19 protein-coding genes are annotated in these 23,156 nt (G+C 62.2%); 9 read left to right on the top strand and 10 right to left on the bottom strand.

Going from position 1 to position 23,156, the window contains the following annotated elements; translation table 11 throughout:
* Positions 1 to 18 precede the first annotated feature (18 nt).
* The 4 genes from HHL14_RS06755 to HHL14_RS06740 all read left to right on the top strand — a co-directional run bounded on the left by HHL14_RS06755 (position 19) and on the right by HHL14_RS06740 (position 4,817).
* On the top strand, positions 19 to 1,398 hold the full coding sequence (locus tag HHL14_RS06755; RefSeq protein ID WP_169496780.1) for a glutamate decarboxylase: 1,380 nt from the start codon (positions 19 to 21) through the stop codon (positions 1,396 to 1,398).
* Positions 1,399 to 1,431: 33 nt separating this feature from the next.
* Positions 1,432 to 1,623 (top strand): DUF2964 family protein, encoded by a 192-nt coding sequence (locus tag HHL14_RS06750; protein WP_169496779.1) that lies wholly within the window; start codon positions 1,432 to 1,434, stop codon positions 1,621 to 1,623.
* A 162-nt stretch (positions 1,624 to 1,785) separates the two neighbouring features.
* Positions 1,786 to 3,027 (top strand): MFS transporter, encoded by a 1,242-nt coding sequence (locus tag HHL14_RS06745; protein WP_169496778.1) that lies wholly within the window; start codon positions 1,786 to 1,788, stop codon positions 3,025 to 3,027.
* 335 nt (positions 3,028 to 3,362) lie between these two features.
* The gene (locus HHL14_RS06740) at positions 3,363 to 4,817 is read left to right on the top strand and encodes a M81 family metallopeptidase (RefSeq protein ID WP_169496777.1); all 1,455 of its coding nucleotides are present in this window, start codon (positions 3,363 to 3,365) and stop codon (positions 4,815 to 4,817) included.
* 17 nt (positions 4,818 to 4,834) lie between these two features.
* Here HHL14_RS06740 and HHL14_RS06735 read toward each other — a convergent pair whose 3' ends face one another.
* Both HHL14_RS06735 and HHL14_RS06730 read right to left on the bottom strand, forming a co-directional pair.
* The gene (locus HHL14_RS06735) at positions 4,835 to 5,104 is read right to left on the bottom strand and encodes a hypothetical protein (RefSeq protein ID WP_169496776.1); all 270 of its coding nucleotides are present in this window, start codon (positions 5,102 to 5,104) and stop codon (positions 4,835 to 4,837) included.
* Positions 5,105 to 5,567: 463 nt separating this feature from the next.
* Positions 5,568 to 9,101: an indolepyruvate ferredoxin oxidoreductase family protein gene (locus HHL14_RS06730; protein ID WP_169496860.1), complete on the bottom strand. Its 3,534-nt coding sequence runs from the start codon at positions 9,099 to 9,101 to the stop codon at positions 5,568 to 5,570.
* A gap of 156 nt (positions 9,102 to 9,257) precedes the next feature.
* On the opposite strand from HHL14_RS06730, the gene HHL14_RS06725 reads away from it, so the two are divergent.
* Positions 9,258 to 9,731, top strand: a complete 474-nt coding sequence (locus HHL14_RS06725; protein WP_169496775.1) for an Lrp/AsnC family transcriptional regulator — start codon at positions 9,258 to 9,260, stop codon at positions 9,729 to 9,731.
* Positions 9,732 to 9,862: 131 nt separating this feature from the next.
* Here HHL14_RS06725 and HHL14_RS06720 read toward each other — a convergent pair whose 3' ends face one another.
* From HHL14_RS06720 to HHL14_RS06685, 8 genes are all read right to left on the bottom strand, one after another.
* A complete protein-coding gene (locus HHL14_RS06720; protein ID WP_169496774.1) occupies positions 9,863 to 10,930 on the bottom strand; it encodes a porin in 1,068 nt (355 codons plus the stop codon).
* A 69-nt stretch (positions 10,931 to 10,999) separates the two neighbouring features.
* A complete protein-coding gene (locus tag HHL14_RS06715; protein WP_169496773.1) occupies positions 11,000 to 12,373 on the bottom strand; it encodes an MFS transporter in 1,374 nt (457 codons plus the stop codon).
* 343 nt (positions 12,374 to 12,716) lie between these two features.
* A complete protein-coding gene (locus HHL14_RS06710) occupies positions 12,717 to 13,130 on the bottom strand; it encodes a porin (RefSeq protein ID WP_329601628.1) in 414 nt (137 codons plus the stop codon).
* The gene (locus HHL14_RS33760; RefSeq protein ID WP_169496772.1) at positions 13,027 to 14,019 is read right to left on the bottom strand and encodes an AraC family transcriptional regulator; all 993 of its coding nucleotides are present in this window, start codon (positions 14,017 to 14,019) and stop codon (positions 13,027 to 13,029) included. The genes HHL14_RS06710 and HHL14_RS33760 overlap by 104 nt, the downstream gene beginning before the upstream one ends.
* 27 nt (positions 14,020 to 14,046) lie before the next feature.
* Entirely contained in the window at positions 14,047 to 15,279 is a 1,233-nt protein-coding gene (locus HHL14_RS06700; protein WP_169496771.1) for an NAD(P)/FAD-dependent oxidoreductase, read from the bottom strand.
* A gap of 73 nt (positions 15,280 to 15,352) precedes the next feature.
* Positions 15,353 to 15,706, bottom strand: coding sequence for a RidA family protein (locus HHL14_RS06695; protein WP_169496770.1), 354 nt, complete (start codon positions 15,704 to 15,706; stop codon positions 15,353 to 15,355).
* Between the two features lie 53 nt (positions 15,707 to 15,759).
* Positions 15,760 to 17,214 carry a M81 family metallopeptidase gene (locus tag HHL14_RS06690; RefSeq protein WP_169496769.1) on the bottom strand — a complete coding sequence of 485 codons (1,455 nt, stop codon included), beginning with the start codon at positions 17,212 to 17,214 and terminating at the stop codon, positions 15,760 to 15,762.
* A gap of 72 nt (positions 17,215 to 17,286) precedes the next feature.
* Positions 17,287 to 18,600, bottom strand: a complete 1,314-nt coding sequence (locus tag HHL14_RS06685; protein ID WP_169496768.1) for an MFS transporter — start codon at positions 18,598 to 18,600, stop codon at positions 17,287 to 17,289.
* Positions 18,601 to 18,766: 166 nt separating this feature from the next.
* On the opposite strand from HHL14_RS06685, the gene HHL14_RS06680 reads away from it, so the two are divergent.
* The 4 genes from HHL14_RS06680 (at position 18,767) to HHL14_RS06665 (ending at position 22,922) form a co-directional block, all read left to right on the top strand.
* Positions 18,767 to 19,684, top strand: a complete 918-nt coding sequence (locus HHL14_RS06680) for a LysR family transcriptional regulator (RefSeq protein WP_169496767.1) — start codon at positions 18,767 to 18,769, stop codon at positions 19,682 to 19,684.
* Between the two features lie 424 nt (positions 19,685 to 20,108).
* Positions 20,109 to 20,849: an acetoacetate decarboxylase gene (locus tag HHL14_RS06675; RefSeq protein ID WP_169496766.1), complete on the top strand. Its 741-nt coding sequence runs from the start codon at positions 20,109 to 20,111 to the stop codon at positions 20,847 to 20,849.
* A 76-nt stretch (positions 20,850 to 20,925) separates the two neighbouring features.
* Complete coding sequence (locus tag HHL14_RS06670; RefSeq protein WP_169496765.1) at positions 20,926 to 21,711, top strand: 3-hydroxybutyrate dehydrogenase; 786 nt, start codon at positions 20,926 to 20,928, stop codon at positions 21,709 to 21,711.
* Entirely contained in the window at positions 21,708 to 22,922 is a 1,215-nt protein-coding gene (locus HHL14_RS06665; RefSeq protein WP_169496764.1) for a DUF3734 domain-containing protein, read from the top strand. The genes HHL14_RS06670 and HHL14_RS06665 overlap by 4 nt, the downstream gene beginning before the upstream one ends.
* Positions 22,923 to 23,156: the final 234 nt, after the last annotated feature.

Raw genomic sequence — 23,156 nt, 5'->3', positions numbered from 1 at the left:
CGTATCGAGGAGCACGAGATGGCTACGTCAAGCGAAAAGATCACCCCGTACGACGAATTCAACTATTCGATTCCCGAAGACGAATTTCCGAAAGACGGGATGTCCGCGCGCGCGGCTGCCGCTGTCGTGATCAGCGCGGAATGGACCGACGCGAATCCGATGCTGAACATGTCGTCGTTCGTGACGACGTGGGCCGAGCCTGAAGCAGCGGAGACCGCGAAGCGCAATATCTTCAAGAACTATATCGACCATGACATGTACCCGCAGGTGTTCGCGATGGAAACGCGCATGGTCAAATGGCTGCATCAGCTCTGGAACGGACCGAAAGACGTCGAGCCGTACGGCACCGCGACCGTGGGCTCGTCCGAGGCCTGCATGCTGGCGGGTCTCGCGCACAAGTGGAACTGGCGCAAGAGCCGCGAAGCACAGGGCAAGGACCGTAGCAGGCCGAACATGGTGACGGGCGGCAACGTGCAGATCGTGTGGAAGAAGTTCTTTCGCTATTTCGACGTCGAGCCGCGCATCGTACCGTTGACGCCGGGCAACTATCGGCTGACCGCCGAACATCTCGACAAGTATGTCGACGAGAACACGATTGCCGTCGTCGCGATTGCGGGGCAGACCTTCACCGGCGAGGACGACGACATTCAGGGCATTCACGACTGGCTCGACGACTACGAGCGGCGCACCGGCATTTCCATTCCGATGCATATCGACGGCGCGTCCGGCGGCTTCGTCAATCCGTTCCTCTATCCCGACTACGAATGGGATTTCCGGCTGCCGCGCGTGCAGTCGATCAACGCGTCGGGACACAAATACGGCCTGGTGCCGCCGGGCCTCGGCTGGATCGTGTTTCGCGAACGCAAGGTATTCAACGAGGAACTGGTGTTCTACGTGAACTACCTGGGCGGCGAAATGCCGACCGCGACGCTGAACTTCAGCCGCAACGCTTTTCAGGTGGCCGTGCAGTACTACATGTTTCTCAGGCAGGGTTTCGAAGGTTATCGCAGGATCATGCAGCACACGCTCGACAACGCGATTGCGTTGCGCGGCATTCTGGTCGAAAGCGGCTACTTCACGATGATGAACGAAGCGCAGCGGATTCCGGTGGTCGCCGTGACGCTCGACAGCAAGATAAAGAAATTCAACGAATTCGACGTCTCGAACAAGGTCCGGGAGAAAGGCTGGGTGCTCGCGGCTTATTCGATGCCGCCGAATGCCGAGTCGGTCAACAGCCTGCGGGTGGTGGTCAGGCCGCATGTGAACCGCAACGTGGCGGAGCTGCTCGCCGACGACATCGTCAGTGCATGCAAATTCCTCGACAAACACGGCGGCAACGCGACGCCGCCCGAATTGCACCAGCATGCGGCCGGTCCGGCAACGCCGACCAAGTGCTGACAGATGACCGGCGACGTGGCAGGAGCAATCGCTATGGCTCGCGTGGAGGGACGAATCGTGCTGGCGACAGTGGCGGTGTTCGTCGCGTTGGGCGGCATCGCGTCGTCGATCAACGGCTTGCTCTACGAGAAACCTCGACTCGTTCACATCGGGTTGCTGGCGATGGTGCTCGGGGTTGCGAGTTTCGTGACGCTGCTCAATGTGGGGAAAGGGGAGGACGAATAGCGACGCGCTTCGCCTGGGTTTCGCCGGCGTGCGACCATGGCCATGACGATGGCCGTACGGAGATTGTTCAGCCACGCCTACTACTCTATTCAGTGCATGATGCTTTTTCCATCGGGAATCGCCACCTAAAGTGTGGGTTTTACCCTTGGCGTCAGTGTCATCATGCAAATCGATACACCTGCAACTTCCGTATCTGTCGAAGCGGGCTCGACCTCCGCGGGTCAATGGCTATCCGTCGTTGCTGTCGCGGTGAGTGCGTTCGCGTTCGTGACCGCGGAATTTCTGCCGGTCGGGCTGCTGCCGCAGATCGCGCACGACCTCGGCGTATCGACCGGCGTCGCGGGCCTGATGGTCACCACGCCCGGCGTGATGGCCGCGATATCCGCGCCGATGCTGATCGTCAGCGCCGGGCGCATGGACCGCCGCTACGTCTTTCTGTTGCTCACCGCGATGCTGCTGATTGCGAACATCGTGTGCGCGATGGCACCGGGTCTCGCGGTCATGCTGGTCGGACGGGCGTTGCTCGGTGCGGCGTTGGGCGGCTTCTGGACACTGGCGACCGCGGCTGCCCCGCGACTCGTCGAAGCAAAAGACGCGGCTAAAGCGACGGCGACGATTCTGACCGGCGTCACCTGCGCCACCGTGATCGGCGTGCCACTCGGCACGTTCATCGCTTCGTTCGCATCGTGGCGCATGGCATTCGCGGCGACCGCCGGACTTGTGGCGCTCGCGTTGCTCGCGCAAGCGTTGCTCGTGCCTTCGCTGCCGTCGGCTTCGGCATTGCGTATCGCCGATTTCCGGGCGCTGCTGCGGCGCCCTCACACGCGGCTGAGCATGCTGATGGTCGCGCTCGTGTTTGGCGCGCACTTCTCGACGTATACCTACATCGCTCCGCTGCTCGAACACGATTTCTCGTTGAGTGTCATTACGCTGCTGCTGTTCGGCTTCGGCCTGATCGGCTTCTTCTCGAATGCGCTGACGTCGATGGTGATTTCCGAGCACCTGAAGAAGTCCGTCGCCGCGATGGTGCTGTTGCTGTTGGGCGCGATGTCGTCGATGTTGCTGCTCGAGCATTCGCCGATCGGCGAGACGGCCGGGATGCTGCTGTGGGGCGTTGCGTTCGGCGCGCTGCCACTGTGCTTTAGCGTGTGGATTCAGCGCAGCACGACGGACTTGCCCGAAGCCGGTTCAGCCATGTTCGTCAGCGTGATCCAGGTGGCGATTGCGGCCGGTTCGGCGGTCGGCGGCACCATCGTCGATCGGGCGGGAGTTCACGCCGACTTCACGCTGGGGCTCGGGCTTGCGCTGCTCGGTCTCGTGACGCTGCAACGGTTGGCCGCGTTGGAGCGGCCGGCTATCCGATCGCCCAAGCTGGATTGCAGTTGCGACGCGTCGCTCGATTGAGGTTCGAGCGGGCGACCGGAAAGCCGGTTATCTAACCGGCTTTAATCGAACGGCTTTATTCAGGCGGTTTTATTCAAGCGGCTTTATTCGGCCGCGAACCCCATCCAGTCCATTCGCCGCCACAGCGCACTTTCATCCAGGCGAAAGTGCGCTGTGGAGCAATGGCATTCATCGACCAGGCTGCTACCGTCTATCCGGTGGCATTGCCTTGCACGCAAAGGAAATGTATGCGGATCTACCGGACAGCCCGGATGCGATGAAACAGAAACGTGCGTGCCATTTCTCGCATCGCGGCCGAACAACGAGCGGTATCGAGATTGAGAGAGGGCACGAGCGTGCGCATATTTGCAGCCAGTCTGGCGACGGAAACGAATACATTTTCTCCTTTACCCGTGGGTCTTGCAGCATTCGAAAACGGGATGCTGTATCAGGGCGGCACCCATCCCGAAGCGCCCAGTTTTTTTGCCGGTCCGTTGTTCGCCGCGCGACAGGCGGCGCGCAAGAACGGCTGGACCTTGATAGAAGGGCTGGTCGCGGCGGCGTGGCCGGCCGGGCTCGTGACGCGCGAAGCCTATGAAGCGCTGCGCGAGCAGATCCTGAGCGAAATCCGCGCGGCCTTGCCGTTGGAGATGGTCGTGCTCGGGTTGCACGGCGCGATGGTGGCCGACGGCTATGACGACTGCGAAGGCGATCTGCTCGAACGGGTGCGTGCGCTCGTCGGTCCCGATACGGCCGTCGGCGCGACGCTCGATCCTCATGCGCATATGACCGGGCAGATGGTGCGCGCGGCGGACCTGCTGATCTGCTGGAAAGAGTACCCGCATACCGACATCGTCGAGCGCGCGGTCGAACTCGTCGACCTGCTTGCCGCCAGGGTCCAGGGGCGTTGCCGGCCCGTGCCGGCTCTGGTGGACTGCGAAATGATTTCGCTGATTTTCACCACGCAGGAGCCGGGCCGTACGCTGGTGGCACGCGAGTACGCGTTGGAGAAGTTGCCGGGTGTGCTGTCGGTGTCGCTGGTGCACGGTTTTCCGTGGGCCGACGTGCCAGGAATGGGCACCAAGGTGCTGGTCTACGCGGACAACGATGCATCGCTTGCCCAGCAATCCGCGCGAACCTTCGCAGACGATGTGATCGCCGCGCGCGATGCGTTGCGTGCCGACGAGCCTGACATCGATGCCGCGCTGGACCGGGCGCTCGCCAGCGCCGCGACGCCGGTGGCGATTGCCGATGGCGCTGACAATGCCGGCGGCGGTGCCGCGTCGGACTCGACCTTTTTCCTGCGTCGCCTGATCGAGCGGGATGTCGGGCAGGCGGCACTCGGGCCTCTGTGGGACCCCGCGGTGGTGGATATGGCCTTCAATGCCGGCGTCGACGCGCGCCTGCGGGTTCGTCTCGGCGGCAAGACCGGGCCGATGTCGGGCGAGCCGCTGGACGCGGAAGTGACCGTGCGCGCGCTCAAACGCGGACACACGATGGCGGGCCTCGCCGAGGGCGAGCGGGTGAATTGCGGCGATTCGGCGTTGATCGGCGTGAACGGCGTCGACGTGGTGGTGACCAGTCGGCGCGTGCAGGCCATCGGGACCGATCTGTTCACGGATCTGGGCTGTGCGCTCGAAGCGAAGCGGATGATCGTCGTGAAATCGTCGCAGCATTTCCATGCCCATTATTCGAAAGTCGTGGGCAAGGTGATCTACGCTAGCGCGCCGGGCACGGTGACGTCAGATCTGGATTCGTTGGGGCATCGGCGGATCAGGCGGCCTAAGTGGCCGTTGGGGGATTTGGCGTAGGCGTAGGCGGTTAGTCGTCAAGCTTCTTTTCGGTACCGAGCGATATACCGGCGGTAGATCAGGATGGCGACCAGGAATGCAAGCACGGTACCGACTGACGACATGAAGAAGGCCAGGTCAACCTCGTCGGAGGCGGTTTCGGACTTGAATTTCACAAGCAGAAAATTCCAGACCGGATTTGAAAAATTAAGCGGAGTATCCGGATGTGTGGCCCACCAGTACGCGTTAATAAGAATGGCAGCCACCAGACATGCCGCGATCGCGATGCAGACCAAAACCTTTTTCATCTCACTGTCAGCTCCCCATACGCTTTGAGCTGAGATCCGGGAACTGCCAGCCTGGGTGTGTCGGTGAAGATTGAACGGATCCGATGCCAGTCGCTACGGCTCTCGATCGTCATCAATGTCTCCGTCAATCGCATATAAGGAAAACCACTCGCTTTTGTTGTTGCCATTCAGATTGAGCTAGTCCATGAGCCGGCCTACTGTTCCTCCTGATCTTCTATCAAAAATATAGTATCTACCGAGGGGGATCGCCCCATAGTTCGGTGTGTAGGAGAATGCATGGTAGCGGCATAATTTTCTGAGATGACAACAAATATTGTTGCTGTGATTGCGACGATAGCCCATGACTCGCCAATTCCCATCTGACGTGCCTACGATGCGCGGCTTTGTTTGTACCAGGAGACAATCAATGCGTTCTGGACACACCACGCGATGACGAACCCCATGTGTTGTGTCCGCTCCTCCCTCACGCGCGGCACAAACCCTCCGCCAGCGTCGCACGATACTCACCGCGGTGCGGTTGGATCGCGCGATAATTGTTTTCCTTGACGATGCCGAAGCCGCGCACGGACATCGGCAATGCGGCGAGATCGATCGCGGTCTTCAACGAGTGCGGAGCCAGCGTGGACAGCGCGAGCTGCACGTCGTCCTCGAATTCGCGGATCAGCGCGCGCTCCATGCGCCGATCGCTCTGACGGGCAAACGGATCGGCAAGCGTGCCGCGCAGTACCTTGCCGTGTTTCAGCACCGCGAGCAGCGGCTGCATCCAGCGTCCGTCGAACGCGCGCTTCGAGCGGCGTCCCGTCGTCGAATCTTTACGCGAGAGCACGGGCGGCGCCATGTGATAGGTGAGCTTCGCGTCGCCTTCGAACTGCGCGGCGAGACGCCGCTTGAAGCTGCCGTCCGTGTGCAGACGCGCGACCTCGTATTCGTCCTTGTAGGTCAGTACTTTGTAGTAGCTGCGCGCGACTGCTTCGGTCAGTGCGCCGCAAGCGCCATTCACGCGCGCCTCTTCGTCCTTCACCTTCGTGACGAGTTGCGCATAGCGCTTCGCGTAAGCTGCGTTCTGATAAGCGGTCAGATCGTCGATGCGGGCCGCGACGAATGCGTCGAGTTCGAACGGCGCCTCTTGCGAATCCGGCACGCGGCTTACTTTATCGAGCAGGGTCGGGTCGTGTGCGATCAGTCGTCCCCACAGGAACGCGCGCTGGTTCATCGCAACCGATGCGCCGTTCAGTTCGATGGCCCGATGAATTGCGGCCTCGGACAGCGGAATCAGGCCACGCTGATAAGCGAAGCCGACCATCATCATGTTCGACGCGATCGCATCGCCGAAAATCGCTTCGGCCGCGGCGTTGCAATTCCAGAACGCCGAGATGGCCGGGCTGACGTCGCCGAGTGCACTTTCGATCGTGCGTCGATAGGCCGACTCGCCGATCGCCAGATCGCCGTGCTTCACGAACTCGGCGGTCGGCGTGATGTGCGTGTTCACCACCGCATGCGTGCCGTGATGGACGACGCGCGACAACGCATCCGGCGACGCCGCGACGACCGCATCGCAACCGAGCAGCACGTTGGCGCTGCGCGTCTCGATGCGCGAAGTCGCAATCTCGCCGCGGCTGCTGGCAATCTGCACGTGGCTCAACACCGCGCCATTCTTCTGCGCGAGGCCGGTGAAGTCGAGCGTCGATGCGCCACGGCCTTCGAGATGCGCGGCCATCGCGAGAATCGCGCCAATGGTGACGACACCCGTGCCGCCGATACCCGTCACGACGATCCGAGCGTGTCGTTCGATCTCCGGCGACACCGGCAGCGGCGCCGCGAGTTGCTCGCGCAACGCCGGTTCGATCGATTCGATGCGCGCGCGATCCGGCTTGCGCGGCGCGAGTCCTTCGACGGTGACGAAGCTCGGACAAAAGCCCTTCGTACATGACAGATCCTTGTTGCAGCTCGACTGGTTGACCGTGCGCTTACGGCCACGCTCGGTGTCGAGCGGCTCGATCGCAATGCAGTTCGATTGCACCGAGCAGTCGCCGCAACCTTCGCACACGTCGGGATGAATGACGACGCGCGCGGGCGGCGTCGGCAGCGTGCCGCGTTTGCGGCGACGACGTTTTTCGGCCGCGCAGGTCTGTTCGTAGACGAGAACCGTGACGCCTTTGCGTTCGCGCAGACGTCGCTGCACGGCATCGAGCGTATCGCGATGCTCGATTTCCACCCCCGCTAGTGCCGTGCCGAGCGAGGCGTATTTCGCCGGGTCGTCGGAGACGATCGTCACGCTTGCGACGCCTTCGGCGAGTACCTGCGCGACCACGCGCGCAACGGTCAGGCCGCCTTCGGTCGGCTGGCCGCCCGTCATCGCGACGGCGTCGTTGAAGAGGATCTTGTACGTGACGTTTGCTTTCGCGGCCACGGCCTGGCGGATCGCGAGACTGCCGGAGTGCTGATAGGTGCCGTCGCCGAGATTGACGAACATGTGCGGCAGATCGGTGAACGTCGACATGCCGATCCACTGGATGCCTTCGCCGCCCATCTGGCAGAACGTCGCGGTGCCCGGCGACTCGCCGAGCGCCATGATGTGGCAGCCGATGCCCGCCGCTGCATATGAACCATCCGGCAGCTTCGTCGAAGTATTGTGCGGGCAGCCCGCGCAGAAGAACGGTTTGCGCGTGAGCAGTTCAGCTTCCTTGCCGCTCAGGATCGGAATCGATTTGCGGGTGGACGTGCTGCGCGTATCGACGGGCGCGGGCGGCAATGCAACCCCGGTGTGCGCGCAGAATCGCGCGATCGTCGCTGCCGCGATCGCCGGAGAAATTTCCAGCGCGGCCGGCACGAGCGGACCTGCCGTGCCGAGCGTTTTGCCGAACACCTCGGGGCGCTCGGCGGCGCGCACGTCGTACAGCGCTTCCTTGATCTGCCGCTCGACGAACGAGCGCTTTTCTTCGACCACCAGCAATGCGGACAGACCGCGCGCGAATTGGCGCACGCCTTCGCTTTCGAGCGGCCAGGTCATGCCGACCTTGTACAGCGCGATGCCGAGCCGATCGAGTGCTGCCGTATCGAGGCCGAGATGGGCCAGTGCCGCCAGCACGTCGCCATGTGCCTTGCCGACCGTGACGATGCCGACGCGTGCCTGCTTCGAACGGAACACGACGCGGTCGAACGGATTGGCGCGCGCGAATGCGAGCGCGGCCGGCAGCCGCTCTTCGAGGACCCGGCGCTCGAGCTCCGCGCGCTCGACCGGCCAGCGCAGCGCCGGATCGTAATTGAAGCCGCGTCGCGACGGAATCGCGATGTCGGTGGGCGTGATGAAGCTGTTGCGGGCGTGCTCGTCGACCGGCATCGAGCGGCCGCTCTCGACCGTCTCCGTGATCGCCTTGTACGCGACCCACAGGCCGGAGAAGCGCGACATCGCGTAACCGGCGAGACCGAAGTCGAGGTATTCGTCGACGGAGGCCGGAAACAGGATCGGCATCATCGCGCCCTCGAACACGTGATCGGTCTGATGCGGAAACATCGACGATTGCGCGGCGTGATCGTCGCCGGCCACCGCCAGTACGCCGCCATGTTTCGACGTGCCGAGAATGTTGGCATTACGAAAGACATCGCCGGTTCGATCGACGCCCGGCCCCTTGCCATACCACATCGAGAACACGCCATCGACGCGTTTGCCCGGAAACGCGTCGAGCTGTTGCGCGCCCCACAGCATCGTCGCGCCGAGATCTTCGTTCAGGCCGGGTTCGAAGCGGATGTCCGCGTCTTTCAGCAGCTTTTTCTGGCGCCACAGTTCCTGGTCGAGACCGCCGAGCGGCGAGCCGCGGTAGCCGGAGACGAGTCCCGCCGTATTCAGCCCCGCGCGCCGGTCGACGCGTGCCTGCTCGAACAGGATGCGCACGAGCGCCTGGGTGCCGGTCAGAAAGACGCTGCCCTGTTCGCGTTGGTAACGGTCTTCCAGCCGATACGCGGCATCGATATCGCGAGGGATGTTGGGGACTCGCATGTTCACGTGATGTCTCCGTGATGAGTATTTGTGGGGTATGGACTGGAATAAATTTTATGGTGTCCAATTAGGCGAAATTTGCTAACCTTGGCCAGTGAAAGTGCATTGGATGGCTGGTTTTGCCATTAACAAAGCAATTAATAGGAAAAATAGCCAATGAAGCTGGATCGAACCGATATCCGGATACTTCAGGCGCTGCAGAAGGACGCGCATATCAAGGCGGCGGATCTGGCGGAGGCGCTCAATCTGTCGCTGTCGCCGTTCTATCGCCGCGTGCGGCTGCTCGAAGAGAGCGGCATCGTGAATCAGTACGTGACGCTTCTCGACCAGGAAAAAGCCGGGTTTCCGGTGAATGCCTACGTGCAGGTGGCGGTGGACAAGAAAAGCGCGTCGCAACTCGCGGGCTTCGAGCGCGCGATCGGCAACTTCGACGAAGTGATGGAGTGCTATCTGATGACAGGCGCGTTCGATTACATGCTGCGCGTGGTCGCGGCGGATATCGCCGGCATCGAACGGTTCGTGATGGAGCGGCTGGTGAAGATCGACGGCGTGAAAGACATCAGCACGTCGATTGCGTTGCGCAAAGTGCAGTACAAGACGGCTTTGCCGGTGCAGGTGCGCGAGTATTAGCGGCGAGCGCGCAGTGCCTGAAGAATGCGACGAGTGACTGGTGCCTAACGACACATGAGGCGAGACATAATGCGGGACGTCGGAAAAATGCGAGCGGCCTGCAGCTTTCGGCCGCTCGGGTCGGCACCGAATCAGAACCTGGTTCTGATCGCGATTCTGAAAGCGAGTTGTTTGTCGGTGGTGGAATAGCCCATATTCGGCGAGGTGAGGCTCGTGATCCACAAGATGCCCGCGGGGTAACCGGCGGTCGCCGACTTCTGATAGGCAACGAGTGCATACAGATCGGTCCGCTTCGACAGCAGATAGTCGACGCCCAGGTTGAACTGATGCGCTTTCGCTTCTCCGGTTTTCATGTACGAGTAGCTCGGGTAGAAGTAAAGCGCGGGGGTTACCGAATAACGCACACCCACGTCCGCATTCGTCGCGGACAATGTCTTGCCGCCGCTGAGCGGGTCGCTCAACCGGCTGTGGTCGATCAGCGCATAGATCGCCGAGCTGCCGAACGTGTAGCGCACGCCGAGGCCACCCGTCGTGGAGGTCGCGTCGCCGAGCAGGACCGACGCCGCGCTGCCGCCATAGCCGTCGGCCTTGGTATAGGCGAGATACCACGACAGCGGATCGTCCCGCTGATAGTTGAGCGTAAAGCTCACCGTGCGGGGAGAGCCTGCGGTGCCGCCGAACGCGCCCGCCGCATTGCTGAAGCCATAAAGCGCACCGGCCTGAACGCCGGCAAAGAGCGGTGTGAGGTAGCGCACGGAATTATTGACGAACTCGCCGGCGAGTCGGTCGGAGTCGTACGGATGGCCGCCGTAAATGCCGCTCATCGCGTTCGCGTAGAGCACCAGGTAAGCCATGAAATCGTACTGGCGTCCGAAGGTGAGCGTGCCCCACCGGTCAGATTGAAGCCCGACGTAAGACCAGCCGCCGAACATCGCCGACGAGGCCCCGTTATGTAGCGTGAAGCGGTTCTCCAGATTGAAGATCACGCTGGTGCCGCCGCCCAGATCTTCTTTTCCCAGCAGCCCCCAGCGGCTGCCTTGCGTAATGCCGGAATCCATGTAGACGATGGAATGGCCGCCGCGATTGTTCACGTAGGTGAGGCCGGTATCGATGATGCCGTAAAGAGAAACACTACTCTGTGCTTGTGCGCCGACGGAAAACAGAATGCAGGATGCTGCTACCAGTTTGGTGTAACGCATAGTCCATCCAGGGTGTTTGAATCGTTATCGGTTGTTATTCGTCGTGTTTTATTTGTCGGTTGGATGTGCTTATTTGAATGACGGTCTCCGGTCGATGGATGGAATGGCGGACGGCATGTCGAGAATCCGATGTCGCGCGATCACGAGCAGGACGACGGCCACCGCCGACCAGACCACGCACGAGGTGAACAGCGCGGATGCCAGCGCGTCGCGACCCGTGCCGAGCCTGTCGGCCAGATAGCCGACGCTCACCGGACCCAGCCCGCCACCGACGATCGACGTGATGAACGCGCTGACCGCAATGGTCTGTCCGCGCAGACGATTGGGCATGGTCAACTGAATCGGCGTGGCCACGGTCGAAACAAGCATGCTGCAAACGAAGGTCATCGCGCCGTATAGCCAGAAAAACTGCGTGACGGTGGCAGCGAAAAAAGACAGCACGAAGATCGGAATCAACGCGATGCCGAGGCCAACCTGAAGGTTGAGCGTTCTGAGCAGCAGGCCTTCGGTGGTGTCGTTCTTCAGCAGCAATCCGGCGATCAACGCACCCGCGACACCAGCGCAGATATAGATAGGACCGAGATGGCCGCCGACGAAATGCGGATTCGACGCGAAGCTGCGAATCATTACGGTGGGAAACCATGTCACCAGCGAATAGAAAAGAGCTACGACGAAGATCCCCGATGCGAAATACCATTTGACGAAGGGGCGCGCGATAAAGATTTCGGCCAGTGTTGCGTGCCAATTCGATTCGGCGCGGTTCGGAACGGACTGGGTATTGGAGCGCGTGCGGCCGACATCGCGAACCGTCAGCACCATGAGGAGAAACAGTGCGATGCCCGGCGCGCCCAGCGCGATCATCACCCAGCGCCAGGGCGACAAGGTCGTGAACAGAAAGTGCGGCAGCCACGCGGACGCGGTCGAGCTGGACAGCATCTGAAAGAGCGTGCCGCCGACCAGCAGCGCGATACCGCCTCCGACATACGGGCCGACATAAAAGAAGCTATTGGCCCGTTGCAGCTTTTTCGAATCGAAGAGGTCCGCGAAGATCGATAGCGCGGCAGGGTTGATACCGGCCTCCGAAATCGCGGTGCCAGCGCGCGCCAGCACGAATAGCCAGAAGGTCGGCACGACGCCGCACAGAACAGTGGCGATGCTCCAGATCAGCAGACAGATTGCGGACAAGCGTGTTCGCGACGAACGGTCGATGACGCGCGAAAGCGGCAGCATCGCCACTGCCCAGCACATCGCGAACGCCAGTCCTTGCACGAGTCCAATCTGCGTATCGGACAGGCCGAATTCGAGTTTGATGGGCTGAATCAGGATCGCGACGGATTGACGATCCGCGTAGGACAGCACGCAAGCGAGAAACAACACGAACACCAGATACCACGAGTACCACTCGCCGTTGCGGTGGTTTGTCGACGATGCGTTGCTGTGCATAGGGGATTCTCTCTATAAGGCGAAGCTGCGCGGCTTTCTTGCGGATCGACTAAAACTTATCTCGTCAAAACCGCATCGTGTGGTCTGGAAGTGATCTGTCGATAGGCTGGAAATGCACTCTTGTGGATCTCATGAGGATCGGATAACCAAGTAATGAGGAGCGCTGGCTGGTGGCGAGTTGCATCGCCCGTGTTCTGTGCCGGAAGACACGTCAGGAAGGGAGTGGTGTCCCGCGATCGAGCCGGCTGGCGCGGCGAGCAGCGGACAACCTGATACGGCGGTGGTGGGTGACGATCGGGAAGCCCGAGCCTGCCGCGTGGGCAGCTTGCGGGCTTCCGGCCGATCAGTAATGGGTCTGCAGCTGTACGCGGAACAGGTTGCCTCTAACGGTCCTGTAAGGCGCTTCGGCGAGATTGGTTCGCTTGATCCGCGAGTAGGCAACAGTCAGTTCGAGCGCGAGGAACGGTTGCCATTTGGCGTATGGAATCAAGGTTCCGTATGTGGGGTGATCGAGCTTGTACATCGCCTGCACGTATCCGCCGTATAGCGGCTTCGTCGAAATGACGCCTTGGTTCAGGTCCAGTTGCGGGCCGCGCCCCACGGTCCATTCCATCTGCAGACCAAATGGCTGTGGATAGAAGGCGTCTTCCGCCTCATCCTTCGAGCGCGAGTCCCGCGCGAAACACGCCGGGCGAAACGTGGAAACATTTCCTGAACGTGCGACTGAAGTGACCCGCGTCGTTGAAACCGGCGCGATACGCGATATCGCCGATTTTCAATGAAGCAAGACGCGGGTCTTCGAGTTCGTCGCGCGCATGTTCGAGTCGACGCTGCAGAAGGAATTCGCCGTATCGCAAGCCGTGCTTCTCGAACAGTCGATGCATATACCGTTTCGACATGCGCGCGGTCGAGGCAAGGCTATCCGCGGACAACTCGGGATCGCACAGGCGGATCTGCAGCGCATTGAGCAACCGGCCCCAAGCGGCCGTCGAGGCCTGCTCATGCGAGCGAGCAGCTTTCGACGACGACTCGCTCGCCTCGAGGTACACCGAAGTCAGCAGGCTGATCAGTGCCTGCTCCGCAAAGAAGCGACTACGCGTCGGCGTGCTGCTTGCCATCGCCAGCCAGATCTCCGCGTATTGCGTGAACGCGCGGATGCTTGGCGTATTGCGCGCCGAGCAGATGCTGACGATCTTGTCGATCGGATAGGCGGCGCTGCCGAACAGCCTGCTCGCCGGAATGCGCAGGCCGAGCAGGTGGCTTTGCTCGTCGAGGGTCGCCGCCGCCGGTGTTCTGGCGCGGCGGAAAATCACGTCGCCGGTTTCGAACGAAAACGCGTCGTGTTCGAGTTGGACTGAACCCTTTCCGCGCAACACCGTCACGACGCTGATGTCTTCGTCGCGAGTCGGCGAGTCGACGTTTGCGCGGTACTTCATCGACTGCGGCTCGCAGGTGGACAGTGCCGCGATGCCGCCGCCGACCAGACGGCAGGCCGCGATTCTTCCCGGGCACGCATTCGGCGATTGTCCTTCGAGCTTTTCTCCGGCGGAGAGGGCCGCGAGAAGCGAGGTCCAGCTTGACACATCGGGTGTCGAGAATTCGGTCATGAAGGGCGCGTGGCGCAGCGGCAAGTCGTGGAGATTCATATCGACCCGAATAGCTCGGCGGAAACGTCAGAATCGATCGACGCGGAAAGGCCGCGGGTCGACCAGCGTCGGCTCGCCAGTGATCATTTCCGCGATCAGCCGGCCGGTTACGGGGCCGAGCGTCAGGCCATGATGCGCGTGGCCGAACGCGAACCACAGGTTGTCGTGCCGGGGCGCGCGGCCGATGATCGGCATCATGTCCGGCGTGCAGGGACGGCAGCCGAGCCACGGCTCGGCATCGAGGCGCGCGCCGAGCGGAAAAATTTCGCGTGCGAGCGGCTCGACGGCTTCGAGTTGCACGGGCGTCTTCGCGGTGTCGCGATGGCCGAGTTCGGCGCCGGTGGTCAGGCGGATGCCGCGCAGCATCGGCGTGATCATGAAGCCGACTTCGGGGTCGAGCACCGGTTGATTGAGGCGCGCGCCGTCCGCCGCCGCATAGTGCATGTGATAGCCGCGTTTCACCGCGAGCGGCAACGTATAGCCGAGTTTGCCCGCGATGTCGCCGGACCAGGGGCCCATGGCCACGACGATCGAGCGGGTTTCCACCGCGCCGCGCTGTGTCGTGACGCGCCATGCAGGTTCGAGCGTATGGGCGTCGCCAATCAACACCTGGCCGCCAAGCTGTTCGAATAGCCGTGCATAGGCAGTGACGAGCGCACTCGGATCGCTGACGGAATTCGACGACGTATAGCGCACGCCGCCAACCAGCGCTGGACTCAGCGCCGGCTCGGTGGCGCGCAGCGCGCCACGGTCGAGCGCCTCGTAGTCGACGCCATATTCGTCGTTCCAGCGGCGTGCTTCGGCAAGCGTCCTGTGCAGCGCGCTTTCGTTGCGAAACACCTTGATCCAGCCGCCGGTGCGCAGCAGTGACTGTGCACCGGCCGCATCGATCAGATCGCGATGCTCGGTGACGCAATGCTCGATCAGCGTCGAGTACGCCCGCGCGATCCGCGCGTGGCGGTCGTCGCGCGAGTGATACCAGTAGCGATAGAGAAACGGCAGCAACTTCGGCATCGCCGCCGGGTGGTAGCGCACGTCGGTCGCGCGGTTGCCGGCGTAATGCGCGAGCGATGCGAAATCGCGCGGAATGGCGTACGGATAGACGCCTTCGCGCTGGATCAGCCCGGCGTTGCCCAGCGAAGTCTCGTTGCCCGGCGCCTTGCGATCGACCAGCGCGACGCGCAGCCCGCGCCGTTGCAGCTGCACTGCCACCGACACACCGACGATGCCGCCGCCCAGCACGACTGTATCGAACTTCATTGCGGGTTTCCTTTTTGATGCCCGTGATGCCCGTGCCAATAGTATGGATTCCGATGCGTTCTTGAAAGCAGGTTCAGGCGAGCGCGGTGACCGCGACCTCGACGTCGAGTCCCGGTTTCATCAGCAACGCGGTCACGCAAGCGCGTGTCGGCGCGTGGCCTTCCGCGAGCCAAGTGTCCCACACCGCGTTGAACGCGTCGAAATGCGCGGGATCGCTCAGCCATACGTTGGCGGTCAACAGCGCGGTCCTGTTGCTGCCGGCGCTGGCGAGCAGTGTGTCGATGCGCGTCAGAACCTCACGCGTCTGCACGTCGATCGAAGCGCCGGCCGTATCGGGTACCTGCCCCGACAGATACACGACGCCATTGGCGATTACCACCTGGCTCATGCGCGTGCTGGTTTGAAGTCGTTTGATCGGCTGGTTCATGATCTGGTTACTCAAAGGGAAAGGGGAAAAGAGCGAATGGCGATGCTGCTCACTCAACGATCCAGCGGCCACTTCGGCCGCGCGATCTTCCGGTACGGCAGCGTCGAAATGTCATGCGCGACCACGCCGCGTACCGCCATATAGATCACGCGGCTCGCGATCGGCGCGTAAGACGCGTAGAAGTGCTGCGAGGATTTGACCACCACGAAGCGCCGCGTTGCGGGATCGCAGCCCAACTGCGTGAATAGATCGACACTGAAGGCCTGGGAGCGAAGACTCGAAATCACCACTTCGACGCCCGCGCTTTCGATCAGCGCGCAGTCGCCGAGTCGCGCGGGGGTACCGGCGAGGCCGCTCATCACCATGTCGCGCTTCAACGCGCGCACGGTCCAGGTCGCGTCGAGCGGATCGCCGGACAGCGGGCCGATCTTGCCGCCCACGCGCAGCGGCAGCGTCGCGCCTTCGCCCGCGCCGAATGCGAGCCGCACTGCGCCGGGGTCCCACAAAGGGCCGACGCACGCGTCGGTCAGCTTGCGCTCGAACAGTCTGCGCAGCACGAAGGTCGAATCGCTGGGTGCGCCGCCACCCGCGTTGTCGGCACCGTCGGCGAGCACGACGGTGCCGGGCGTGTCGATCGCGAGATCGAGCGCGCGATCGACATCGGGCAGCGGCGGCTCGAACTGCTCGCGCGCGTTCCACAATTCATCGGCGAAAGCGCGGGCCAGCTCGCGGCCGGTGCTGCCGTCGCGGTCGATGCGTGCGTCGGTGTACACCACCACCTTGGTGCCCATGTCCGGCGTGTCGCCCCAGGCGAAACCATGCACGATGGAGACCGACAGCACGTCGTCGCGTTGCTCCAGCGCCTTCGCACGGGCGACGAAGTCGCGGGCCGGCGAGCGCGTCGTGTGCAGTTGCACGATCATGCCGGTATCGACTACCGCGGCCTGCGGCACGATCTGCTTCGCGTGAGCCGCTGCGCACAATTCGACGAGTTCGAGCGCGCGATCGAGAATGTCGGTGTGCGGATATTCTTTCCACCAGATCAGCAGATCGGCGCTTTGCGTCATCCGCTCGCTCAGATGCGTGTGCGAATCGAGCGTCGCACCGATGACCGTATCCGCGCCGACGATATCCCGCACGCACGCGAGCAGATCGCCTTCGCAATCGTCGTAGCCGTCGGCGACCATCGCGCCGTGTAGGCCCAGCAACACCATATCGACCGGCAATGCACGACGCAGGTCGTCGAGCAGTTCGTCGCGCAGGCTCTCGTACGCCGCGCGCGTGACGATGCCGTTCGGCACCGCCGCCGCGACCAGCCCTTCGATCAGCGTCCAGCCGCGCGGCCGGCCGATCTGACGCGCGGCCCAGAGCGGGCCGCTGTGCATCTGCATCGCGTCCGGATGTTCACTGGAGCGGAAGTAAGTCCGTTCGTGGAACGACGTGATATCGGTCGGCATCGGACCGAACGTGTTCGTTTCGGTGGCGAGCGCAGCGGAGAAAACGCGCATGGTGGATCCGGGCAGGAATAGAAGAAAAGGAGGAACGGCGGATTCGCGGATGCTCAGGTTTCCTGAGCGTATTCAGCGTCCGCTATCGACGCGATTGCACGCGAGCGCGATCGCGCCGACCGCGAGCAGTACGGCAATCACCGAGAGGCCGAGCTGCAGCGAGCCGGTCATGTCCTTGATGCCGCCGATGATCAACGGGCTAACGAAGCCGCCGGTCAGTCCGACGCTATTGATGAAGGCCATGCCGCCGGCCGCGGCGGCGCCCTTCAGATAATTGGCGGGGATCGCCCAGAACACCGTATAGCCCGCGTAGATCGCGCCGGTCGCCGCGATGAGAGCGGGCAGCGCGAATGCGACGTTGTGCAGATTGGACGCGGTGACGAACAGCAGCACCGCCGCGATCAGGCAACTGATGCTGCTATGCCAGCGCTGCTCGCGGCGGCGGTCCGAATGAATCGCGACGAGCACCATCGTGACGACCGCCGCGATATAAGGCAGCGCGGCCAGCAGGCCGACCGCCATCGGCCGGGTGACGCCGACCGCGCGCAGCAGCGTCGGCAGCCAGAAGCTGATCGCATAGAGGCCGCTGATCATGCAGAAGTAGCTGAACGACAGCGCATATACGCGCCAGTCGCGCACAACGCCGGCGAGGCCCGCGTGCCGCGCGGGGCCGCCCGCGCTCACCTGCTGCGCGATCAGTTCCTTGTCGGCGGCTGTGAGCCAGCGCGCCTGCTGCGGACTATCGTCGAGCACGAAAAAGAGCAGCACGCCGATCAGCACGCACGGCACGCCTTCCACCAGAAACAGCCATTGCCAGCCGGCAAGTCCGGCGGCGCTGTCGAGCGAACTCATGATCAGCGTCGACAGCGGACCGCCGATAATGCCCGCGACCGGCGACGCGAGCAGCAGATACGCCATCACGCGCGCGCGCCGCTCGGGCCCATACCACAGCGTCAGATAAAACAGCAGGCCGGGACCGAAGCCGGCCTCGAATGCGCCGAGCAGAAAGCGCAGCACGTAAAACGTGTGGGCCTCGCGCACGAACAGCATCGACGCCGACGCGATGCCCCACAGCACCATGATGCGCGAGAGCGTACGCCGCGCGCCGATCTTCGCGAGCAGCAGGTTGCTCGGCACCTCGAAGATCACGTAGCCGATGAAGAAGACTCCGGCGGCGAAGCCGTAGACGGATTCGCTCAGCCCGAGCTGCGTTTGCATCTGCGCCTTGGCGAAACTGATGTTGACCCGGTCCATGTACGCGAGCATGTACGACAGCGCGAGCAGCGGCAGCAGCCGCAAACCGATGCGTCGGTAGAGCGTATCGACGGTGCGTTGCGTCAGGTCAGGCGACGGCTCGGCTGCTGCGGCATAGGAAACGGGTTGCATGCGGGTCTCGTGTGAGCGGCGTGGGCTGGTTCGTAAAGGCGCGTATCCGCGACGACTGGGCTGAAGTTTCCGCAGCCGAAATGTTGCAATCAATGCACGACTTCGTAGAATATCGTTGTCATTTAGTCAACAGACAGGCGAACAGGCAAGTGCCGGAGGAGGCCATATGGCGGGGTTGAGCGAGCGCCGGCTGCATTATTTCCATGAGGCGATGAGCGCCGGCTCCATGCGCGCGGCGGCCGAGCGGCTCGGGGTCGAGGCATCGGTGATCAGCCGGCAGATTCAGCTGCTGGAAAAGGAATTGAACGTCGCGCTGATCGAGCGGCGCGGACGGGGCGTCGCGCCGACCGACAGCGGCAAACTCGTGCTGGAGATGTGCGAGGAACGGCGCGTCGCCGACGAGCTGCTGCGCTTGCGGCTGGACGAATTGCGCGGGCTGGAGCGCGGGGAGTTGTCGATCGTCACCGGGCCGGGCTTTATCAATGAACTGATGTCGAGGGTCTTACGTGGATTCTGCGCGCGCTATCCCGGCATTCAGGTGCATATCGAGGGAACCGACGCGGACGATGCGGCCGCGCGAGTCGTCGACGATCGCGCGCATATCGGCCTGACTACCTGCCCGCCGCCGCATCCGGCATTGCGCGTGGTGAGCGAGCGGCCGCAGCCGATCTGTGCGATCGCGGCGGCGGGCCATCCGCTCGATGGCTACCGGGGACCCGTGCCGCTCACGGAGGTGGCGCGATATCCGCTGGCGCTCGCGCGTGCCGGCACGGGGTTGGGGTCGTTGACGCAGCAGGCCGAGGTTGTCGACGGGACTCGATTTGCGCCTGCGTTCACGTCGAATTCGATCGAAGTGCTGAAGCAGTTCGCTTCGATGGGGCTGGGCGTGACGCTGATGTCGGCTTCGTCGGTCGCGACGGAACTGGCAAATGGAACGCTGGTGGCGAAACGCACGACTAACGCCGTGTTCGAAAGTGCGCGCGCGCGATTGTTCGTGCGCGCGGGGCGCCGCTTTTCCGCCGCGACCAAAGCGTGGCTCGACTGGACGCGCGAAGCGGAGATCTTCGATACGCACAGCGGTTGACGATGCGCCGACGAAGGTCGGCGCAGTTCTGCGAGCATTGCATTCGAGCGTTGCTTTGAAGAGCTAACCTAAAGGCTCACTCGAAGGCTCATTCGAGGACTCACGCAACGCTAAAGCTGGAATTAAAACTAAAAAAACATAACCGTTCACGCGTCAAACATTTCATCTGGCTTTCTATTGGCCTATTGCACACGTTATTCGCGAGATTCAATTCCATTGCCGCAGGATTCTACCGCGTGGCCGCAGTCAACTTGCCAGCCAGTTCCGACAATAAATTATATCGGTCTTGCCAAATAACCCAATTGGCAACTCACCGATTTACGCAATAACCCATTCCGCCTGCTGCGACGCACAAGGCCGCTCGACGACGCTACGATAGCACCGGTGTTCTACTCATCATTTCTTTTAAACATAAGGAATCCGTATGAAGCCGAGTGACGTTCGATCCAAAGCGTTTGCCATGCCGCTGACGAGCCCTGCGTTCCCGATGGGACCGTACCGCTTCTTCGATCGCGAATTCCTGATCATTACCTATCGCACGGACCCAGAACTGCTGCGCAAGGTCGTGCCCGAACCGCTTCAGATCACCGAGCCGCTCGTTCATTACGAATTCATCCGCATGCGCGATTCAACGGGCTTCGGCGACTATACCGAAAGCGGCCAGGTGATTCCGGTCGAGTACAACGGTCAGCAGGGCGGCTATACGCTCGCGATGTATCTCGACGATCATCCGCCTATCGCCGGTGGCCGGGAACTGTGGGGCTTTCCGAAAAAGCTCGCAACGCCGACGCTGGAAGTCAACACCGACCATCTGCTCGGCACGCTCGACTACGGCAAGGTGCGTGTCGCGACCGGCACGATGGGCTACAAGCATCGCGAGCTCGATATCGCCGAGCAGCAGAAACGGCTCGCCGCGCCGAACTTCCTGTTGAAGATCATTCCGCATGTGGACGGCTCGGCGCGCGTCTGCGAACTGGTTCGCTACTACATGGAAGACATCAGGATGAAAGGCGCGTGGAGTGGCCCGGCATCGCTGCAATTGTCGCCGCACGCGCTCGCGCCGGTTGCCGATCTGCCGGTGCTCGAGATCGTCGAGGCCCGGCATCTCGTGGCCGACCTGACACTGGGACTCGGCGAGGTCGTCTACGACTATCTCGCGCAATAACCGTCCACAAGCGCGAATAGCCGCTAATAAGCGCAGCGGTTCTTTCTCTCACTCTCTCATCGAAAGGCATTCGATCATGAACAATCTGAACGGTAAAGTCGCGGTCGTCACCGGTGCGGCAAGCGGAATCGGCAAGGAAATCGCGCTGGAACTCGCACGCGCCGGCGCGGCAGTCGCCATCGCGGATCTGAACGAGGCCGGCGCGAACGCCGCTGCCGCGGAAATCGCGCAGGCGGGCGGCAAGGCGATCGGCATTGCAATGGACGTGACGAACGAGGAGGCGGTCAATCATGGCATCGACAAAATCGCGGCGACGTTCGGCTCGATCGACATCCTCGTCTCGAATGCGGGTATTCAGATCGTCAATCCGATCGAGAACTATTCGTTTGCCGACTGGAAGAAGATGCAGGCGATCCATGTCGATGGCGCGTTCCTGACCACGCGCGCGGCACTCAAGCATATGTACAAGGATGATCGCGGTGGCACCGTGATCTATATGGGCTCGGTGCACTCGCACGAGGCGTCGCCGCTGAAGTCCGCGTATGTGACCGCGAAGCACGGCTTGCTGGGGCTCGCGCGCGTATTGGCGAAAGAAGGCGCGAAGCACAACGTGCGCTCGCATGTCGTGTGTCCCGGTTTCGTGCGCACGCCGCTCGTCGACAAGCAGATTCCGGAGCAGGCGAAGGAACTCGGCATCAGCGAAGAAGAGGTCGTGAAGAACGTGATGCTCGGCGCGACGGTCGATGGCGTCTTCACGACGGTTCAGGACGTGGCGCAAACGGTGCGCTTCCTGTCCACCTTCCCGAGCGCGGCATTGACGGGGCAGTCGTTCGTCGTCAGCCACGGCTGGTTCATGCAATGAAGCCGCATGCACCCATAGAGAAACAGACGCTCGATGCGACGGACCTGCATCATGAGGCAGGTCCGCTCGCGTTGTCGTCGTTGCCGTACGAAACGATCGCGCTGGTCTTGCAAGGCGGTGGCGCATTAGGCGCCTATCAGGCGGGCGTGTTCGAGGGCCTGCACGCCGCAGGCATCGAGCTCGACTGGATTGCGGGCATCTCGATCGGCGCGCTCAATACGGCACTGATCGCGGGCAATCCGCCTGAGCGGCGAGTCGAACGGCTGCGCGCGTTCTGGGAAAGGATCTGCCAGCCGGCGTTTTTTTCCGTGCTGCCGTCAACGTTCGAAATCGCGATGTTCAATCATTTCGATCAGGTGCGCACGTTCCTGACCGCATCGCAGGCAGCCAGCGCGATCATGCAGGGTCAACGCGGGTTCTTTGTGCCGCGTGTGCCGGCACCGTTGCCCGGTGTGTCCGATCGGCCGGAAAAAGTCAGCTGGTACGACACGTCCGCGCTGCGGGCGACGCTGCTGGAGTTGTGCGATTTCGAGCGCATCAACTCGGGAGCTATTCGGGTGTCGGTCGGCGCGGTCAATGTCGGGACCGGCAACTTCGTCTATTTCGACAACACGCGCATGACGCTCAGGCCCGAGCACTTTATGGCGTCGGGTGCATTGCCGCCGGCGTTTGCACCGGTCGAGATCGACGGCGAGTACTACTGGGATGGTGGCGTGGTATCGAACACGCCTTTGTCGGAAGTACTGCGCGCGCATCCGCGTCGCGATACGCTCGCGTTTCAGGTCGATCTGTGGAGTGCGCGGGGACCGTTGCCGCGCACGATGGCGAACGTGACCGAACGCGCGAAAGATATCCAGTATTCGAGCCGTACGCGTTTCGTGACCGACACGCTGCAGCGCGAACAACGCTATCGCAACGTATTACGCCAGGTGCTCGACCGGGTGCCGGAGAAGCTGCGCAAGTCGGACCCGTGGTGCATCGAGGCCGACGAGATGGCATGCGGCAAGAAATACAACATTCAGCATCTGATCTATCAGCAGAAAGAGTACGAACATCACTACAAGGATTATCAGTTTGGCTTGTCGACGATGCGGGATCATTGGTCCGCGGGCCTGACCGATATTCGTAAAACGCTTTCCGCTGAAGGCAGCCTTGCGCTACCTGTGAACGACGCGGGTTTTGTGACGCACGATATTCATCGGGCGGAGTAGGGCGGCGCGGGCGTAGGTCCGGATTCCGGTGCCTATGCCTTTGCCTACCCGGTTAGTTTCGTCATTGCTCAAAGCCTCACCTGGGCTATCAACGTCATCGCGCGCTACAACGTTTGCCGGGATGGCGACCGCAACTTCAATCGTGTCGAATTTCCGGCGTTGCCGTGACGGTGACGCCGATCGGCCTGCGTTGCTTAGGCCAGTCGGATAGCCCGAAGTGATGGTGGATGAGTT

The organism is Paraburkholderia antibiotica (genome assembly GCF_012927125.1).
GTDB classification, from domain to species: Bacteria; Pseudomonadota; Gammaproteobacteria; order Burkholderiales; family Burkholderiaceae; genus Paraburkholderia; species Paraburkholderia antibiotica.
This window is presented reverse-complemented; position numbering and strand designations above follow the sequence as displayed.

What these genes read in the sequence shown, in the direction of transcription:
- HHL14_RS06695 (WP_169496770.1), bottom strand. Translation starts at nt 15,706, where the DNA reads ATGAACCAGCCGATCAAACGACTTCAAACCAGCACGCGCATGAGCCAG.
- HHL14_RS06680 (WP_169496767.1), top strand. Translation starts at nt 18,767, where the DNA reads ATGGCGGGGTTGAGCGAGCGCCGGCTGCATTATTTCCATGAGGCGATG.
- HHL14_RS06685 (WP_169496768.1), bottom strand. Translation starts at nt 18,600, where the DNA reads ATGCAACCCGTTTCCTATGCCGCAGCAGCCGAGCCGTCGCCTGACCTG.
- HHL14_RS33760 (WP_169496772.1), bottom strand. Translation starts at nt 14,019, where the DNA reads ATGAATCTCCACGACTTGCCGCTGCGCCACGCGCCCTTCATGACCGAA.
- HHL14_RS06700 (WP_169496771.1), bottom strand. Translation starts at nt 15,279, where the DNA reads ATGAAGTTCGATACAGTCGTGCTGGGCGGCGGCATCGTCGGTGTGTCG.
- HHL14_RS06720 (WP_169496774.1), bottom strand. Translation starts at nt 10,930, where the DNA reads ATGCGTTACACCAAACTGGTAGCAGCATCCTGCATTCTGTTTTCCGTC.
- HHL14_RS06735 (WP_169496776.1), bottom strand. Translation starts at nt 5,104, where the DNA reads ATGAAAAAGGTTTTGGTCTGCATCGCGATCGCGGCATGTCTGGTGGCT.
- HHL14_RS06670 (WP_169496765.1), top strand. Translation starts at nt 20,926, where the DNA reads ATGAACAATCTGAACGGTAAAGTCGCGGTCGTCACCGGTGCGGCAAGC.
- HHL14_RS06730 (WP_169496860.1), bottom strand. Translation starts at nt 9,101, where the DNA reads ATGCGAGTCCCCAACATCCCTCGCGATATCGATGCCGCGTATCGGCTG.
- HHL14_RS06715 (WP_169496773.1), bottom strand. Translation starts at nt 12,373, where the DNA reads ATGCACAGCAACGCATCGTCGACAAACCACCGCAACGGCGAGTGGTAC.
- HHL14_RS06745 (WP_169496778.1), top strand. Translation starts at nt 1,786, where the DNA reads ATGCAAATCGATACACCTGCAACTTCCGTATCTGTCGAAGCGGGCTCG.
- HHL14_RS06690 (WP_169496769.1), bottom strand. Translation starts at nt 17,214, where the DNA reads ATGCGCGTTTTCTCCGCTGCGCTCGCCACCGAAACGAACACGTTCGGT.
- HHL14_RS06755 (WP_169496780.1), top strand. Translation starts at nt 19, where the DNA reads ATGGCTACGTCAAGCGAAAAGATCACCCCGTACGACGAATTCAACTAT.
- HHL14_RS06665 (WP_169496764.1), top strand. Translation starts at nt 21,708, where the DNA reads ATGAAGCCGCATGCACCCATAGAGAAACAGACGCTCGATGCGACGGAC.
- HHL14_RS06750 (WP_169496779.1), top strand. Translation starts at nt 1,432, where the DNA reads ATGGCTCGCGTGGAGGGACGAATCGTGCTGGCGACAGTGGCGGTGTTC.
- HHL14_RS06675 (WP_169496766.1), top strand. Translation starts at nt 20,109, where the DNA reads ATGAAGCCGAGTGACGTTCGATCCAAAGCGTTTGCCATGCCGCTGACG.
- HHL14_RS06725 (WP_169496775.1), top strand. Translation starts at nt 9,258, where the DNA reads ATGAAGCTGGATCGAACCGATATCCGGATACTTCAGGCGCTGCAGAAG.